Below are 17,006 nucleotides of genomic sequence, written 5' to 3' on the forward strand. Positions count from 1 at the left end.
CGCCGCGGCCGTCCGGTCGCGGCGCCTTCCCGGCGAACCGGCGGGGAAGAGCCGGTGAACATTGGGCCGTTCGGGTGCACGGGGCTAACGCGGCTGTGGGAGATGTCGACCCTGAAGGTGAACCAGTAGGGGGCGACACATGACCAGCGCAGGGTTTGACGCGAAGTTCCTCGGCACCACCGCCGGCATCCCGGTCCTGACCGAGTCGGGCGCGGCCGACGCGGTGGAGCTCGACGGCGAGACCACGATCGACTACACGCACTTCTCCCTCGCGATGAGCAAGTCGCGCAAGTTCGCGAGCTGGGTCGCCTGGAACGTCGACGGCGGCGAGCTGAAGGCGTTGAGCCGCAGCAACATCCCGTTCGTCAAGGACCCGCGCGTCCCGGCGCAGTTCCAGACCGGCGACGAGCTCTACCGCGACAACCGGCTCGACCGCGGCCACCTCGCCCGGCGCGCCGACCTGTGCTGGGGCCCGAAGGCCGAGGCGCAGAAGGCGAACAAGGACTCGTTCTTCTTCACGAACATCACGCCGCAGATGGACGACTTCAACCAGAGCACGAAGGAAGGGCTCTGGGGCAGGCTCGAGGACGCGGTGCTCGCGGACGTCGACGTCGACAACCTCAAGGTCAGCGTCTACGGCGGTCCGGTCTTCAACGCCGACGACAGGGTGTTCCGCGGTGTCGCGATCCCGCGCGAGTTCTACAAGGCGATCGCCTTCGTGGTGGACGGCGAGCTGCGGTGCAGCGCGTTCCTGCTGACGCAGAACATCGTCCTGGCCGAGGCCCTGGACCTGGACGAGTTCCGGGTGTTCCAGGTGTCGCTGGCGGAGCTCGAGAAGCGGCTGAGCCTGACGTTCCCGGCCGAGCTGCACGGGGCGGACACGGCGTCGGTGCAGCTGCTGGAGGAGGGGGAGCGCAAGCCGCTGGACAGCCTGGCGGACATCCGGTGGTGAGGTAGGCGCGTGGGCGGCCCGCCCCGCGTCACGTCGTGACGGTCACCCCGGGCAGCCGCCCCCGCAGCTCCTCCAGCCGCGCCAGGGACTCCGGCTGGTGCACCACGAGGCGGTCCAACGCCGGCAGCGCGCGCAGGTCGTCCGCCGCCGGCACCCCGAACACCTCCAGCGCCGTGACGGTCGGCCACCGCTCCAGCCCCGCGAGCGGGTACGGCGGGCGGTGGTCGATCGCCAGCTCGCGCAACGCGGGCAGGTCGGGCAACGCGGCCAGCCCCTCGTCGGTGCCCGAGTCGCGGATCTGCAACCTCCGCAGCGCACCGCCGTCGAGCGACTCCAGGTCGACGCGGCTGAAGTGCAGGTGCAGCTCGTCGAGGTCCTTCACCGGCGCCAGGTCGATGCGCCCGAGCGGACGGCAGCGGCTCAGGTGCAGCTCCTTCAACGAGCGCGAGGTCCCCAACGGCGAGAGGTCGCGCATGACCTCGTTCTGCCACAGCTCCAGCCGGTGCAGCGACGGCATGGCGCCCAGCGGGTCCAGCGGGTTGATGTTGCCGATGCACCGCACGTACCGCAGCTTCTCCAGGTGCATGATGAACTGGATCCGGTGCCAGCCGCGGACGTCCACCCGCCGGTCACCGAAGTCCACTTTGGACAGCACAGACCTGGCGTACTTCTCCGCGTCCGGCGTGTTCCGCCACGCCCGCAGCAGCTCGTCGATGACCATCGCGTGGTCCACGGCGACGAACTCCGCGATCCGCTCCCACGCGCCCTCGCCGCCGATGGTGGCGAGGGTCCGCACGATGTACGCGGCTTCCCCGGAGGCCTCCGGGCCCGGCAGCAGGTCCACCACGAACGACCCGGCCTCGGACAGGGCGTCGGCGTGCGCGAAGCTCGTCGGCGGGATCAGCGAGGCGGCCGCGGCCGTCACCTGAGCGCGCGCGGTCTCCGGTTCGATCACGTCGGCCTGGTCGAGGCACGCCAGCGCGAGCAGCCGCAGCTTGTCCCGGCCGCGTTCGTCCTTGCGGGTGTCGTCGTTGCCCGCCAGCAGGTCCATCAGCACGCGGGCCCGTTCCCGCGGGCGGGCGTGCGCGACCGCCATGACCACGACGTCGTGCCACTCGTCGAGATGTGCCCTGTCCACCAGCAGGTTCAGGTCGCCGGCGTCCACGACCTCCTTGGCCGCCAGGTAGTCGCGGAACGTCCGGTGCACGAACTGCACGCGTTCCGACGGCACCTCCCGCAGCAACCCGGCGCGTTCCAGCAGGCGTTGCATCGCGACGTCCGGGTCGACGTCGTGCGAGCGCAGCCCGCGCATCGCGTTGCCGAGCCGGTGCACGGCCTCCTCGCGCGGCACCGTCAGCTCGCGGTTGCGCACCAGCGAGTACGCGAACCGTTGCAGCAGGACGAGCTGCTCCTCCTTGGAGAACGACGGCAGCGCGAGCCCTCGGTCCTCGTCCCACCGCACCAGCAGCAGGTCCAGCGCGGCCTCGTACAACGAGCGGCGGTCGCGCGGGAGGTGCATGTTCCGGTCCTGGTGCAACGCGCACAACAGTCCCGCCAGCAACGGGCTCGACGCCAGCCGACGCAGGTCCGGCCGCTTCACCAGCGTCGCCACCAGCCGCGCCTCGCAGTCGGTCAGCCACACCCGCGCGTCCCGCGACAGGCCCGGCTCGTCGCGGGCGGCGGTGTGCCAGGCCTCCACGAAGTCGCGGACACCCTTGTCGCTCAACGGCAGCAGGTCGAACGCGGCGAAATCCAGGTCCTCCAGCCAGTCCTCCGGCACCGCCGCCGGACGCGTCGTGACCGCGTACCGGGCGCCGGGGTAGGCGGTGACGAGCTCCTCGAGCCACCGCCGCGCCTCGGCCCTGCGTTCCCACACGAGCTCGTCCACGCCGTCGACCAGGACGAGCGCGCGGCCCTCCTTGAGGCGTGCGGTGACCCAGCCGGGCGGCTTCTCCTCCTCGATCATCGAGGCGGTCGCCGAGATGAACTCCTCCGGCTTCGGCAGCGTCGTGCACTGCCGCAACGGCACGAAGAACGGCACCAGCCCGAGCCACTCGTCGCCCGAGGCCCGCGTCTGGCCCAGCGCGTTCATCGCGAGCCAGCGCAGGAACGTCGTCTTGCCCGCGCCCGCGCCGCCCCGGATGAGCACCCGGTGCGCGTCCGCCAGTGCCGCCGCGACCGGCAGTCCGGCGCCCGTCAGCTCGTCGGTGTCCCCGACCCGGGCCACCGCCAGCGACACGTACGACGAGTCGAACGAGTGCCTGCGCGGCGCCCGCCCGCGCGTCACGCCGAACAGCTCCAGGCCGCCCAGCGCGTACGCGACCTGGTCGGCGTAGCGGTCCTCGAAGTCCCGGTGAGCCGCTGTCAGAGCGAGTTGCCGCTGGTCCGCGAGCCGCGCCACGGCGTCGGCGGTCGCGCGGCCCATCCGGAACACCTCCACCGCGAGCCGGCGCGCGTACTCCGGTTGCGACCACACCAGTTCGACGACCGCCACGCACACCCGCAGCAGCAACGCGTCGTAGACCGCCGTCGCCTGCTCGGACAGGCCCGCCGCCCGCCGGATCCGCTCCGACCTCGCCATCACGTGGGCCCGCAACGACTCGGGCGTCAGCATGACCTTGAGCGCCTCGTCCGGGCGCAACGGCAGCGAGGCCTCGATCGACTCGCGCACCGCGTCCACGGCGGCCTGCCACTCGTGTTCCTCGACGGTGCTCAGCTCACCGCGGGCGAGCTCCGCGCTGACCCGTTCCACCAGGGGCCCCGGCCGGGTCAGCTCTCGTTGCCGCTTCTTGTCCTTGGCGCCCTTGTGCACGACCTCGAACAGACCGAGCAGCACGCGCTCCAGCACGGTCTCCAGCACCATCAGCAGTCCGGCGGAAAACGGGTCGGCCACACCTCCAGTATCAGCACGTGATCACCTGGCGGCGGCGGACTTCACCAGCTGTTCATCCGCCCCTGCTCAGCCGCTCCGGTTCACCTGGGCAGGTCCACCTCGGGCAGGGCGACCTTGCGGACGTGACCGATGTCGAACTCCCTGCTCGTGCCGTCCCCGCAGTCCGCGCTCACCACGCCGTCGAGGTGCTTGGTCGGCACGATCACGTGCGTCTCCGTCCTGCGCGGCCCGGTCGCGTACTTGATCTCGACGCGGCTCCCGTCGACCAACGCCGACGACAGCAGCACGACCTCCTCGTCGCGCAGGAAGACGTTCTGGTCGCGCAGCATCCGCGCCGCGTTGGCCCGCGGCGTGCCGCGCCCGACGCCCGGTTTCTCCTGCTCCACCAGCCGGACCGCGAGCTGGGTCAGCTCCAGGTCGTCCATCTCCGTGCGCCACCAGCGCTCCGGGCGGCGCTCGCCGCGGGCGGGCGCACGACGCCGTTCCACACTCTCCACAATGGACTTCTCGCCGGCGTCGAGGCCGGTCGGCGCATACCCGCACCGGCGCAGCGCCACGAGGGTCTCGGCCATCGGCCGGTCCGAGGCCAGCACGGTCGGCGCGAGGAACCGCAGCTTCAGCGGCCCCAGTCTCTTCGACTTCACGATCTCCTGCAGCAGCGCGGGATCCGAGGCCCGCACGCAGCTCGCCACGTCCGTCACCGTCAGCTGGCCGTGCCGGCGCGCCACGTCCCGCACCTGGTACTCGACGACCTGCGGCAGGGCGGCGTCCGAGACGGAAGCGAGCTTCGCGAGCACGTCGTCGGCGGACAGCCCCGAGTCGAGCGCGCGCCGCACCGACCCGGCGGACAGCCGCCACACCCGTGCCGCGTCGTTGTCCTCCAGGTCCGCCACGAGGTTCAGCGTCGCGCTCAGCTCCGGCGACGGCAGCCCGTTCACCACCGCCGTCATGTCCGTCTGGAACGCGGCCTTCTGCGTCGCCGGGGGCATCAACGCGCACGCCGCGGCCTCGACGTCACCGTCCTCCTGCACCGCCACGCCCAACGGCGTCAGCGCGCCACCGGCGACCAGGCCGAGCGATTCCATCTCGGCCACCACCGCCGCCGTCGCGCGCGGGTCGTGCACCGCGGGACGTTCCCAGGACAGGTCCTCGACCAGTTCGGTGATGTCGGTGAAGGCCTCCTGGGCCGAGAACCGCTCCAGCGCGCCGCGCCGCAGCGCGAGGCCGGCGGCACCGGTGTAGTCGCGCAACGCCGCCCGCGCCTGGTCCGGCTCCGGCCGCCAGTCCATCCGCCGCCACGCCGCGACCAGCGCCGCGAGCCGCGGTCCCGGCTGCGAGTCGAGCCATGCGTCACCGTGCCTCGTCGGCAGCAGCCGCGAGCGTTCGACCCCGACGAGCTGGGCCTCGGCGGCGAGCTCCAGCCAGAGCCGCAGCACGCCGTCCGGGACCCGCAGCGCCCGCGCGACCCGCCGGATCTCCACCGTCGCCACGCCACCGGTGTACCGCGCGTCGAACGTGTCCTGCTCGCAGTGCGCCAGCAACCGCGCCACTCCATCCACAGTGGACATGGCTGGCACGACCGGCGAGATCTCGGACGCCCTGCGCCTCCTCGGCGTCCGCGGCCGCAACGTCAGCTGACCCTGCACGGCGCCGGTCGCCCGCACCGAGTTCACCGCGGCGAGCCTCGGCCCCTCCGGCCAGGCCAGCGCCCGCCGCTTGAGCTCGCCGAGCGCCCGTTCGAAGTCGCCCACCGAACACCGCAGTTCGGCGCACACCGTGTCGATGGTTCCGTTGTTGCCCTGCGCGACGATCGCGCCGAGCACGTCGAGCGCGCCCTGGTCCAGCGTGGCCTCGGCGGCGTGCACCGAGTCGGAGTCGGTGAGCTGGGTCGCCAGGTCCTTCAGCGTGCGGAGGTACCGGTCCGCGACGTCGCGGCGGTGCACGAGTACCGCGGCCACCTCGTCCGGTCCCAGTTGGAGGAGCCAGGAAGCGAGCGCGTTGATGCGGCGTGGCATTCGTCGGATTATGGACCGGTTGTGTGTCCTCAAACGAATTTTCACGCACATGGGCGATCGGGCGTTCACGACTTCGGCCTATTGACGCGTCTGCGTGGCCTGCGGATTGCTCCCCCTGGACGTTCAGTCGAATGCCTGTTCGATAGGCTGGTCCGCACCCGAGGCGCCTTCGCCGGCTGCCGTCCAGCAGGATCAGAACCTGGCGTCGTCCGGGTGTGGCGCCGGGTGGGTCCTTCCGCGGAGGAGATGCAGGGCGATGAAGCAGGAAGTGTCCCGGGTGCGGTCCGGTCGCGCCGGAAATCCCGGCGGTCGGTCGGGGGAGCACGCCGGGTTCAGCGGTTTCGGCGAGTACGCCATCGACTTCTTCGACGGTCTGGTCCTGGACAACTCGAAGGCGTACTGGGACGACAACAAGGAGACCTACCTGCGCGACGTGCGGGCTCCGATGGAGGCGCTGCTGCTCGCGCTGGAGAAGGAGTTCGGCGAGGGCAAGGTGTTCCGGCCGTACCGCGACGTGCGGTTCGCCAAGGACAAGACGCCGTACAAGGACCACTGCGGCGGCGTGATCGAGAAGGGTCGCGGCGGCGGCGCGTACTACGTGCAGCTCAGCCCCGAGGGCCTGATGGTCGGCGGCGGCTCGTTCCACATGCAGTCGGACCAGCTGGCCCGCTACCGCGCCTCGGTCGACGCCCACGGCGTCCTGCTGCGCGGGATCGTGGACAAGCTCGTCAAGCAGGGCTGGACGGTCGCGGGCGACGTGATGAAGTCCAAGCCGCGCGGGTTCGCCGACGACCACCCGCACCTCGACCTGCTCAAGCACCGGTCGATCTACGTGCGCAAGGTGTGGGGGCCGGACGACGTGCTGCACGAGCCGGGCTGTCTCGACAGGGTGCGCAAGTCGTGGAGGCAGCTCAAGGACTTCAACGCGTGGTGCGAGGACCACGTCGGCGTGAGCGAACAGCCGCGGCGATAGCCCAGCCGAGGCCGATCCCGAGCACGTCCACCAGGGCGTCGAGCACGTCCCCGCTGCGGTGCAGCGGCGTGATCAACTGCTGCAACACCTCCGAAACCCCTGCGTAAACGACGAGCGCGAGCAGGATGTGACGAATCCTCGCGTACAGGCCGGTGAACGCCAGAAGGGCGAACAGCAGGGTGTGGACGACCTTGTCCGTGCCCGGCGGGGAGCTCGGCACACCTGACTCGGGGGTGAACAGGACGATGACGCTGAGCAACGCCGCGGTCACGAAAGGCAGTACTCGACCCATTGCGGAAACATTACCCAGGAGTAGTTCGGGATCGGTCCAGGAACGGGGTCTACTCTCTCTAGACGTGAGTCGACGCGCAAAGATCGTCTGTACCCTCGGTCCCGCCACTGGCACGCCGGACAAGGTCCGCGACCTGGTAGCGGCCGGTATGGACGTGGCCAGGATGAACTTCAGCCACGGCAGCCATGCCGACCACAAGCAGGTTTACGACATGGTCCGCGCGGCAGCCGACGAGTCGGGCCGCGCCGTGGGCATCCTCGCCGACCTCCAGGGCCCCAAGATCCGCCTCGGCCGTTTCGCCGCGGGTCCGGTCGACTGGAACACCGGCGACGTCGTCCGCGTCACCGTCGAAGACGTCGAGGGCACGCACGACCGCGTGTCGACGACGTACAAGGAGCTCGCGAAGGACGCCAAGGTCGGCGACCGCCTGCTCGTGGACGACGGCAAGGTCGGCCTCGTGGTCGTCGACGTCGAAGGTTCCGACGTCGTGTGCGAGGTCACCGAAGGCGGACCCGTCAGCAACAACAAGGGCCTCTCGCTGCCCGGCATGGACGTGTCCGTGCCCGCGCTGTCCGAGAAGGACATCGAGGACCTCGAGTTCGCGCTCTCGCTGGGCGTGGACTTCATCGCCCTGTCGTTCGTGCGCTCGCCGGCGGACATCGACCTGGTCCACCAGGTCATGGACCGCTCGGGCAGCAAGCGCCTCCCGGTGATCGCGAAGATCGAGAAGCCGGAGGCCGTGGACAACCTCGAGGCCATCGTCCTCGCGTTCGACGGCGTCATGGTCGCCCGCGGTGACCTGGGCGTCGAGCTCCCGCTGGAGCACGTGCCGCTCGTGCAGAAGCGCGCGATCCAGATCGCCCGCGAGAACGCGAAGCCGGTCATCGTCGCGACCCAGATGCTCGACTCGATGATCACCAACTCCCGCCCGACCCGCGCCGAGACGTCCGACGTCGCGAACGCGGTGCTCGACGGCGCGGACGCCCTGATGCTGTCCGGCGAGACCTCGGTCGGCCGCTACGCCATCGAGTCCGTGCAGACCATGGGCCGCATCATCGAGGCCGTCGAGACCGAGTCGGTCGTCGTGCCGCCGCTGACGCACGTCCCGCGCACCAAGCGCGGCGTGATCTCGTACGCGGCCCGCGACATCGGCGAGCGCCTCAACGCCAAGGCCCTGGTCGCGTTCACGCAGTCCGGTGACACGGTCCGCCGTCTCGCGCGCCTGCACACGCACCTGCCGCTGCTGGCGTTCACGCCGGAGCCCGCGGTGCGCTCGCAGCTCGCGCTGACGTGGGGCACCGAGACGTTCCTGGTGCCGCGCGTGGAGTCCACCGACGAGATGGTCCGCCAGGTCGACGTGGCCATGATCGAGATCGGCCGCTACCAGGCTGGCGACCTCATGGTCGTCGTCGCCGGCTCGCCTCCCGGCACCATCGGCTCGACGAACCTCATCCGCGTGCACCGGCTGGGCGAGGACGACCACGCGTAAGTGGTCGGCCTCTCAGTCACGACGGCGGCCCCGCCCCCTCATACTGGTCGTGTGAGGGTGCGGGGCCGTTTCGCGCCTGATGGTTTAGGGAGAGTTCTGCCGTGACTGAGGCCGCCCGTGCCGCCGCTTCGCACCCGTCCGGGGTGAGCGGACAATCCGCAGTGGACGACCTGGTCGCGTTGCTCGACCTGGAACGCATCGAGGAGAACATCTACCGCGGTGTGTCCCCGGCGGAGTCGCCGGTGCGCGTCTTCGGCGGCCAGGTGGCGGGCCAGGCCCTGGTGGCCGCCGGCCGCACCGTCCCGGTCGAACGCCGCGTGCACTCGCTGCACTCGTACTTCATCCGCCCCGGCGACCCGCGCGTGCCGATCGTGTACGAGGTGGACCGCATCCGCGACGGCCGCTCGTTCACCACCCGCCGCGTCGTGGCCGTGCAGCACGGCAAGGCGATCTTCTCGCTCTCCGCGTCGTTCCAGGTGGAGGAACAGGGCGTCGAGCACACCTCCGAGATGCCCGACGTGCCGGACCCCGAGTCGTTGCCGACGTGGAGCGAGTCCGTGGCCGGCTACTCGCTGGTGAACCTGAAGTTCCCGCGCCCCATCGACGTCCGCTACGTGACGGAGCCGCCGTGGGAGTCGCGTGAGGACGGTCCGGGCGCGGCCGCGTCCCAGGTGTGGATGAAGGCGGACGGCAAGCTGCCGGACGACCCGATGCTGCAGCTCTGCGTCATGACGTACGCGTCGGACATGACGTTGCTGGACGGGGTTCTGGCACGGCACGGCGTTTATTGGGGGCTGGACAAGGTCCTCGGGGCGTCGCTGGACCACGCGATGTGGTTCCACCGCCCGTTCCGGGCCGACGAGTGGTTGCTGTACGACACCTCTTCGCCTTCCGCATCCGGGAACCGGGGGTTGGCGACCGGGCGGTTCTTCACGCAGGACGGGCAGTTGGTGGCGACCGTCGTGCAGGAGGGGCTGATCCGGGTGATCAAGCCGTCCGAGTGATCAAGGGCGCGGTGCGGGCCTGCCGATGGCTTGACTCGTGAACTTGAACGAGTGGGACGCGACGCCAGAGGACAAGGATCTCGAACTCGTAGATGGTGTCCTGCACGTGCTGACTGCTTCGACACCTCTGCACCAGAAGGCCAGGAGCCGGCTGGCCTACTGGCTCGACGAGCGGCTTCCGGACGACCTCGTCGCCTTTCACAACGTCGACGTGGTGATCGACGACTCGAACCGGCCCACCGTGCGCAAGCCCGACATCGTCGTGGTGACGGCAGAGGCGGCCGATCGCAACCCCCAGCGTTTCGACGTGAGGGACGTGGTCCTCGCGGTGGAGATCGTGTCACCCGGCTCCGAGCGAGTCGATCGTGTCACCAAGCCCACGCAGTACGCCAAAGCGGGAATCGCGCACTACTGGTTGATCGAACTGGCCGACCCGATCAGCCTGACGGCCTTCGAACTCGTCGACGGCATCTACGAGCTCGTGGAGGACGGTGTGGGCGAGGTGAAGCTGACCCGGCCCGCTCCGCTGTCCTTCGACCTCGACGCGCTGACCCGCCGCCGCTAGTCCGCGCGGCGCCGCCGATGGGTCGGCCGCAGGTTCGCGGGCGGCGTCAGCGCACGGGTCTCCACCCGCTCCAGCACCACCGACGACGTCAGGTTCCGCACCTCCGTCCGCGAAGCGATCTTGTCCATCAGGAACGCCTGCAGGTGCGTGGAACCGGCCACGGCGATGTGGATCAGAAAGTCGGCCTGCCCGGACACGTGGAAGATCGACCGCGTCTCCGGCTGCGCCATCACGAACGCCCGGAACCCGGCCACCACCACACGGGTGTGCGGCCGCACGTTCACCGAGATCACGGCCTCCAAGGGCAGCCCGGTGGTCGCGGGGTCCACCACGGCGTGCGACCCCGTGATCACCCCGAGGTCGCGCAGCCGGCGCACGCGCTGCAGGCAGGACGACGGCGCGAGCCCGACGATCTCCGCCAGGGTCCGGTTCGGGAGGGTGGCGTCGTTCTGCAACTCCTCCAGGATGTGCCAGTCGACCGAATCCAGTTCGGCTTGTTCGCGCATAACCGAACATCGTACTGATCTGCTGGAACGCACACGAACAAAGCGCAGACGATCTGCGTCATGCACATCGCGTGGACGTCGTTCCTGCTGGCACTCGTGGTCATCACGGTCGTGCCCGGACCCGACTTCGTACTGGTCATGGGGAACGCGGTCAGGAGCTTCCGCAGGGGCGTCGAGGCGGCGCTCGGCGTGCTGACCGGGCTCCTGGTCCACGGGACGCTCGCGACAGTCGGGTTGTCCGCGCTCGTGGCGGCGGCGCCCACGGCGTTGTTCGTGGTCAAGGCGATCGGCGCCGCGTACCTCGCCTACATCGGGTTCATGACGCTCCGGACGGCGAACAAACCCCTCGCCGAGCAGCCGCAGCAGAAGAACGTGTTCCTGCGCGGCATGTTGTGCGACCTGTTGAACCCCAAGGTGATGCTCACGTTCCTGAGCCTCATCCCGCAGGCGATGGACCCGAACGCCGCGCCGCTGCCGCAGGCGGCGCTGCTCAGCGCGGTCACGGTCGGGGTGTTCGCGGTGTTCTGGGTGATCGTGGTGCCGAGCGCGCGTCAGCTCGGCAGGCTGCTCAGCAGGCCGAGGACCCGCGCGCACTTCGAGCGGGTCTGTGGAACCGCTCTCATCGGGCTGGCGGCGTCAGTTCTCGCTACCTGAGTCCCACGTGACGGTCAGCTCGTCGCGGGTGCCGAAGCGGACGAGGTGGCGTTCCACGACGTCGCGCAGGCGGGCCGTGTCCTCCTCGGAGGCCGCCACCACGCGCATCACCAGAACGTCCTCGAGAGCCTCGAACTCAGCCAGGCCCGCCGAGAAGCGCACGAAGCCGCGGGTGTCCTCCCAGGACCCTTCGAGGTCCTTGTGCGTGAAGTGCTTCACCAGCTGCGAGCCGTACCTCGAGGCGCGGTCGGTCGCCGAGCGTCCCACGCTCGTGAATTCCGTCATGAAGCCAACTTACGCCTAGCCATACGTGCCGGCACGTGACGCGGTTCACCTGCCGAAACGGAGTCTGAGAACACCCTGTGACATCTCGCGTAAACCTGAAGAACACGGCAGGCTGTTGCGCATGACGGAAGGCAAAGCACGTATCGCGGTCACCGGTCTGGCCACCATGGGCAGCAACCTCGCGCGCAACCTCGCGCGCCACGGCTTCAAAACCGCCGTGCACAACCGGACCCCCGCGAAGATGAAGGCCCTGCTGGAAGAGCACGGCCACGAGGGCGACTTCGTCGGCGCCGAGACGTTGCAGGACCTGGTCGACAGCCTGCAGACGCCGCGCCAGATCATCATCATGGTCAAGGCCGGTGGCCCCACCGACGCCGTCATCGACGAGCTGAGTGAGATCCTCGAGCCCGGTGACATGGTCATCGACGGCGGCAACGCCCACTACGCCGACACGCGCCGCCGTGAGGCCGCGCTGAAGGAGAAGGGGCTGCTGTTCGTCGGCGCCGGCATCTCCGGTGGCGAGGAGGGCGCGCTCAACGGCCCCAGCATCATGCCGGGCGGCCCGGCCGAGTCCTACAAGCACGTCGGGCCGGTCTTCGAGGAGATCGCGGCCAAGGTGGACGGTCAGCCGTGCTGCGTGCACGTCGGGCCGGACGGCGCCGGGCACTTCGTGAAGATGGTGCACAACGGCATCGAGTACGCCGACATGCAGCTGATCGCCGAGGCCTACGACCTGCTCTCCCGCATCGGCGGGCAGACGCCGGCGGAGATCTCCGAGGTCTTCACGCAGTGGAACTCGGGCGACCTGGAGTCGTACCTGGTCGAGATCACCGCCGAGGTCCTCAAGCACGTCGACGCGAACGGCACGCCGCTCGTGCAGGTCATCGAGGACGCGGCGGAGCAGAAGGGCACCGGTCGCTGGACCGTGCAGGAGGCGCTGGAGCTGGGCGTGCCGGTCACCGGCATCGCCGAGGCCGTGTTCGCGCGCTCGCTGTCCGGCCACACCGACCAGCGCAAGGCCGTGCGCGAGGCGTTCGGCGCCAGCGAGGTCGTCGCGAAGCCGGACGCCGACCTGGTGGACGACGTGCGCCAGGCGCTCTACGCGTCCAAGGTCGTCGCCTACGCGCAGGGCTTCGACATGATCCGCGAGGCGTCGAAGAACTTCGACTGGAACATCGACCTCGGCGCCATGGCGACGATCTGGCGTGGCGGCTGCATCATCCGCGCGCAGTTCCTCAACCGCATCCGCGAGGCCTACGACGCGAACGCGGACATCGAGTCCTTGTTGGTGGACAACTACTTCCGCGACGCGGTGCAGAACGCGGAGGCCGCTTGGCGCAGGGTCGTGGTCCGTGCGGTGGAAGCCGGCGTGCCGACTCCTGGCTTCGTGTCCGCTTTGGCCTACTACGACGGACTTCGCTCCGAGCGCCTGCCCGCCGCGCTCGTCCAGGGACAGCGCGACTTCTTCGGTGCGCACACGTACAGGCGGATCGACAAGCCCGGTAGCTTCCACACGTTGTGGTCGGGTGATCGATCAGAGGTGGAAGCGTGAGATTTCGTGTTCTGGGGGCGGTCGTCGCTGTGGCGGCAGGGTTCTCCCTGACGTCCAGCGGCGGCGCCGTGGCGGTCGGGAACGAGGCCCTCACGGCTGATCTCGACGCGATCCTGGCCGACGACGCGCTCAAGGGCGCGGACGTCGGCCTGGTCGTGCGGGACGCCGACTCCGGAGAAGTGATCTACACCAGGCAGAGCGGCAGGCGGTCGCAGGTCGCGTCGAACCTGAAGCTGCTCACCACGACGACGGCGCTGGACCTGCTGGGCCCCGACCACCGCTGGAAGACCGAACTGGTCTCCGGCGGCACGAGGTCCGGTGCGGCGCTCAACGGCGACCTGGTGCTGCGCGGCGGTGGCGACCCGACGATGTCCCGGCTGCGCTACCAGCAGCTCGCGGACACGTTGAAGGCCAGCGGTGTCACGACCGTGAACGGTGCGTTGGTCGTCGACGACACCAAGTTCGACGCGACGCCGTACGGCACCGGCTGGGCGTGGGACGACGAGCCGTACTCCTACAGCGCGGAGACGTCGGCCCTCACCCTCTCGCCGGACGCGAAGTTCAGCGCGGGCACGGTCGTCGTGCGCGTCAAGCCGGGCGCCGCAGCGGGCGCACCGGCCGTCGTGACGACCGAACCGGCGAACGACCACGTGCAGGTCGTGTCCACGGCGACGACCGGCAACGCCGGCATCTCCGTGCAGCGCGAGCACGGCACGAACCGGATCTTCGTCAGCGGGTCGACCTCGGTGGAGACGACGGCGCTGTCGACGGTCAAGGACCCGACGGGACTCGTCACGTCGGTGTTCCAGAAGGCGTTGCAGGCCAGCGGGATCACCGTCACCGGCGGGGTCAGGAGGCAGAAGGCGCCCGCGGGTGCCACCGTCCTCGCGACCGATACGTCGATGACGCTCGGCGAGCTCGTCAAGCCGTTGCTCAAGGACAGCAACAACATGCTGGCCGAGGTGCTGGTCAAGACCGCGGGTGGCTCGTTCACCAACGGTGTCAACCAGCTCAGCACCAAGTGGGCCGGTCTGGGCGTCGACCCGAACGCGGTCGAGGTCTTCGACGGCTCCGGCATGTCGCGGCTCGACCAGTTCTCGCCCGACGACCTCACCTCGGTGCTGGTCAAGGCGAAGACCAAGCCGTGGTTCGCCGCGTGGCAGGCCTCGCTGCCCGTCGCCGGTGTCGACGGCACCCTGGTCAACCGCATGAAGAACACCCCGGCGGCGGGCAACGTGAAGGCCAAGACCGGGTCGCTCTCGGGCGTCTCCGGCCTGTCCGGCTACGTGACCACGCAGGCGGGCCGCGAGCTGGTGTTCTCGGTGGTGCAGAACAACGTCCTGCTGTTCAACAGCCCGCGTGCCATCGAGGACAGGATCGCCGTGCGCCTGGCCTCGGAGGGCGGGGCGGTGGCGCCGCAGGTGCAGTCCGTGCCGCAGCAGCGCAAGGCTCCGGCGCAGGACCGCACGTCGGTTCCCGCCAAGGAGCGCGTCGACGTGGAGTGCTCCTGGATCGCTACCTGCTAGGAGAAGCCCGAAGTGGAGCCGCCCCGAGCACTTTCGGGGCGGCTCCTCGCTTTCCTACGCCGGTGACGGCACGGGTTCGAGCCCGTTGCGGTCCGGGTCGACCAGGTACACGCGGGCGTTCGAGATGTCGAAGTACATGCCCTTCAACGTGAGCGTGCCCGCAGCGATCGCCTCCCGCACGCTCGGGTGCGCGAGCAGGTTGTCGAGCTGCTGCGCGACGTTCGCGACGGCGAGCCGGTCGGCCACCGGCAGGTCCGCGCAGCCGGGCGCGGTCGGCGCGTGGAACCGGATCAGCGACGGCTCGGCGTTGCGCAGCCACGAGTGCAGGTGCGAGCCACGCGACGCGGACCCCTTCACCAGCGCCTTCATCGCGCCGCAGTCGGAGTGTCCACACACGACGATCGTGCTGACGTTGAGGATCTCCACGGCGTACTCGATCGCCGCGCCGACCGAGCTGTCCTGCGCCGACGGCGTCGGCACCAGGTTGCCGATGTTGCGCACGCAGAACAGATCACCCGGTCCGGACGTGGTGATCAGGTTCGGCACCACCCTGGAGTCCGCGCACGTGATGAACAGCTGCTGCGGCCGTTGCCCGCGCAGCGCGAGCTCGTGCAGGAACGGCCGCACCAGCGGCGCGGAGCGCTGCTCGAACTCGTGCATGCCGCGCAGCATCGGATCGCCCTCGGCGAGCAGCTGTTCGGCGGACGACCGCTGGGCCGGCAGCGTGACCGCGCCAGGAGTGCCCTGCCAGTGCGACCACGGCGCGAACCAGCGGGGCAGCGGGCCGGGCAACGTCTTGCGCCGCCCCGGTTTGCCCTGGTTCGCCCGGTCGTACCAGGTGTCGTGCACCTCGTCGACCAGCACCCGGCCGCCGAGCCGTTCGTAGCCCTCGCGCCAGTCGTTGATCGCCTCGTACGACGCGTGGTCCAGGTAGTCGACGTGCAGCTCCAGCACGACGGTCCGGCCGAGCGGCAGCCTGCGCAGCTCGCGCACGAGCCGGCCGACCCCCAGGAACACCAGCGATCCCCGCACGCACACCCGGTTGCCCTCGACGCGCACCGAGCAGTGCGTCAACCGGTACAACGCGCGCAGCAACGCGATCGCGAGCCCGACGACCACGCCCTCCAGCAGTCCGAAGAGGACGACACCGAGCGCGGTCGCCGCGTAGACCACGAACTCCCCGTGCTGCCACAGGGTCCGCATCCGCTGGACCGAGACGAGCCTGAGCCCGACGACGAGCAGCACCCCCGCCAGAGCGGCCAGCGGGATCAGCTGCAGGGCGGGCGAGAACGCGAGCACCGCCACCGCGATCCACACGCCCTGCAGGATCGCCGCGTACCGGGTCTTCGCGCCCGCCGCGACGTTCGCGGAGCTGCGCGCCAGGCCACCGCTGATCGGGAACCCGCCGAGCGCGCCCGCGAGCACGTTGCCGGTGCCCTGGGCGACGAGCTCCTTGTCGAGCCGGGCACGCGGCCCGTCGTGCAGCCGGTCCGTGGCGACGGCCGACAGCAACGACTCCATGCTCGCCACCAGCGCGACCGTGACGACCGCGGCGATGATCGTGCCGGCACCGCCCTGCGGCACCTGCGGGAGCACCAGCGCGTGGCTGTCCGGCAGGTCGACCCTCGCGACGTCGAGGCGCAGCGCGAACGCCAGCGCGGTCGCGAAGGCGACGGCGACCAGCGGCGCGGGGACCACCGAGAGCCGCGGCACCCGCGGCCACAGCAGCAGGACCGCGATCGCCACCGCACCGGCGGCCACCGAGCCCCAGGCGCCCCTGGCCAGTGCTCCCGGCAGCAGCGCGAGGTTCGCGGGCACGGTCGACCCGGCCGTGCCGCCCAGCACCACCACGAGCTGCCCGACGGCGATCGAGATGCCGATGCCCGCGAGCATGCCGTGCACGATCGCGGGGGACAGCGACATCACCAGGCGGCTGATCCCGGTGAGCCCCAACGCGATCTGCAGCACGCCCGCGGCCAGCGTGATCGCCGCCGTGGCCGCCCACCCGAACTGCGCGACCAGCCCGGCCACGATCACCACGAGCCCGGTGCCGGGCCCGCTGATCTGCAACGGCGCCCCGCTGAGCGCGCCGACGACCACGCCGCCGATGACCGCGGAGATGATCCCGGCCATCAGCGGCGCGCCCGTGGCCTGCGCGATGCCGAGCGACAACGGGATCGAGATGAGGAACAGCACGAAGCTCGCGGGCAGGTCGTGCTTCAGGACCAGCGGAGGGCCGTGCGGGGTGTGCTCGCCGGCGTTGGACCTGGGGTGATGGCTCACGGTTTTTCCTTTTGTGG

General features: G+C 70.2%; 14 protein-coding genes. 8 read left to right on the forward strand and 6 right to left on the reverse strand.

Annotation, left to right across the window (positions count from 1 at the left end; genetic code table 11):
• Window positions 1–139: 139 nt before the first annotated feature.
• On the forward strand, window positions 140–952 hold the full coding sequence (locus ND450_RS41605; RefSeq protein ID WP_253323493.1) for a DNA/RNA non-specific endonuclease: 813 nt from the start codon (window positions 140–142) through the stop codon (window positions 950–952).
• Window positions 953–980: 28 nt separating this feature from the next.
• Here the strand turns inward: ND450_RS41605 and ND450_RS41610 are convergent, their stop codons facing one another.
• Together ND450_RS41610 and ND450_RS41615 are read right to left on the reverse strand one after the other, a co-directional pair.
• Window positions 981–3,845 (reverse strand): NACHT domain-containing NTPase, encoded by a 2,865-nt coding sequence (locus ND450_RS41610; protein ID WP_253323494.1) that lies wholly within the window; start codon window positions 3,843–3,845, stop codon window positions 981–983.
• 80 nt (window positions 3,846–3,925) lie between these two features.
• Window positions 3,926–5,860 carry a helicase-associated domain-containing protein gene (locus ND450_RS41615; RefSeq protein WP_253323495.1) on the reverse strand — a complete coding sequence of 645 codons (1,935 nt, stop codon included), beginning with the start codon at window positions 5,858–5,860 and terminating at the stop codon, window positions 3,926–3,928.
• Between the two features lie 256 nt (window positions 5,861–6,116).
• On the opposite strand from ND450_RS41615, the gene ND450_RS41620 reads away from it, so the two are divergent.
• Window positions 6,117–6,833 carry a DUF2461 domain-containing protein gene (locus ND450_RS41620; protein WP_253323496.1) on the forward strand — a complete coding sequence of 239 codons (717 nt, stop codon included), beginning with the start codon at window positions 6,117–6,119 and terminating at the stop codon, window positions 6,831–6,833.
• Here the strand turns inward: ND450_RS41620 and ND450_RS41625 are convergent.
• Window positions 6,781–7,125 (reverse strand): VanZ family protein, encoded by a 345-nt coding sequence (locus ND450_RS41625; RefSeq protein WP_089917151.1) that lies wholly within the window; start codon window positions 7,123–7,125, stop codon window positions 6,781–6,783. The genes ND450_RS41620 and ND450_RS41625 overlap by 53 nt on opposite strands.
• Window positions 7,126–7,189: 64 nt before the next feature.
• Between ND450_RS41625 and pyk the strand changes: the two genes are divergently transcribed.
• From pyk to ND450_RS41640, 3 genes are all read left to right on the forward strand, one after another.
• A complete protein-coding gene (pyk, locus tag ND450_RS41630) occupies window positions 7,190–8,614 on the forward strand; it encodes a pyruvate kinase (RefSeq protein WP_089917150.1) in 1,425 nt (474 codons plus the stop codon).
• A gap of 101 nt (window positions 8,615–8,715) precedes the next feature.
• Window positions 8,716–9,618: an acyl-CoA thioesterase II gene (gene tesB / locus ND450_RS41635; protein WP_089917149.1), complete on the forward strand. Its 903-nt coding sequence runs from the start codon at window positions 8,716–8,718 to the stop codon at window positions 9,616–9,618.
• 43 nt (window positions 9,619–9,661) lie between these two features.
• Window positions 9,662–10,183, forward strand: a complete 522-nt coding sequence (locus ND450_RS41640; RefSeq protein ID WP_253323497.1) for a Uma2 family endonuclease — start codon at window positions 9,662–9,664, stop codon at window positions 10,181–10,183.
• On the opposite strand, the gene ND450_RS41645 is transcribed toward ND450_RS41640, so the two are convergent.
• Window positions 10,180–10,689, reverse strand: a complete 510-nt coding sequence (locus tag ND450_RS41645) for an Lrp/AsnC family transcriptional regulator (protein ID WP_253323498.1) — start codon at window positions 10,687–10,689, stop codon at window positions 10,180–10,182. The genes ND450_RS41640 and ND450_RS41645 overlap by 4 nt on opposite strands.
• A gap of 60 nt (window positions 10,690–10,749) precedes the next feature.
• Between ND450_RS41645 and ND450_RS41650 the strand changes: the two genes are divergently transcribed.
• Entirely contained in the window at window positions 10,750–11,343 is a 594-nt protein-coding gene (locus ND450_RS41650) for a LysE family translocator (RefSeq protein WP_253323499.1), read from the forward strand.
• Here ND450_RS41650 and ND450_RS41655 read toward each other — a convergent pair.
• Complete coding sequence (locus ND450_RS41655; protein WP_253323500.1) at window positions 11,326–11,628, reverse strand: DUF2218 domain-containing protein; 303 nt, start codon at window positions 11,626–11,628, stop codon at window positions 11,326–11,328. The genes ND450_RS41650 and ND450_RS41655 overlap by 18 nt on opposite strands.
• Before the next feature lie 121 nt (window positions 11,629–11,749).
• On the opposite strand from ND450_RS41655, the gene gndA reads away from it, so the two are divergent.
• Entirely contained in the window at window positions 11,750–13,180 is a 1,431-nt protein-coding gene (gndA, locus tag ND450_RS41660; RefSeq protein WP_089917140.1) for an NADP-dependent phosphogluconate dehydrogenase, read from the forward strand.
• A complete protein-coding gene (dacB, locus tag ND450_RS41665) occupies window positions 13,177–14,706 on the forward strand; it encodes a D-alanyl-D-alanine carboxypeptidase/D-alanyl-D-alanine-endopeptidase (protein WP_253323501.1) in 1,530 nt (509 codons plus the stop codon). Before gndA ends, dacB begins: the two co-directional genes overlap by 4 nt.
• A gap of 54 nt (window positions 14,707–14,760) precedes the next feature.
• Here dacB and ND450_RS41670 read toward each other — a convergent pair whose 3' ends face one another.
• Complete coding sequence (locus tag ND450_RS41670; RefSeq protein WP_253323502.1) at window positions 14,761–16,989, reverse strand: SulP family inorganic anion transporter; 2,229 nt, start codon at window positions 16,987–16,989, stop codon at window positions 14,761–14,763.
• Window positions 16,990–17,006: the final 17 nt, after the last annotated feature.

Source organism: Lentzea sp. HUAS12 (assembly GCF_024125735.1).
GTDB lineage: Bacteria > Actinomycetota > Actinomycetes > Mycobacteriales > Pseudonocardiaceae > Lentzea > Lentzea albida.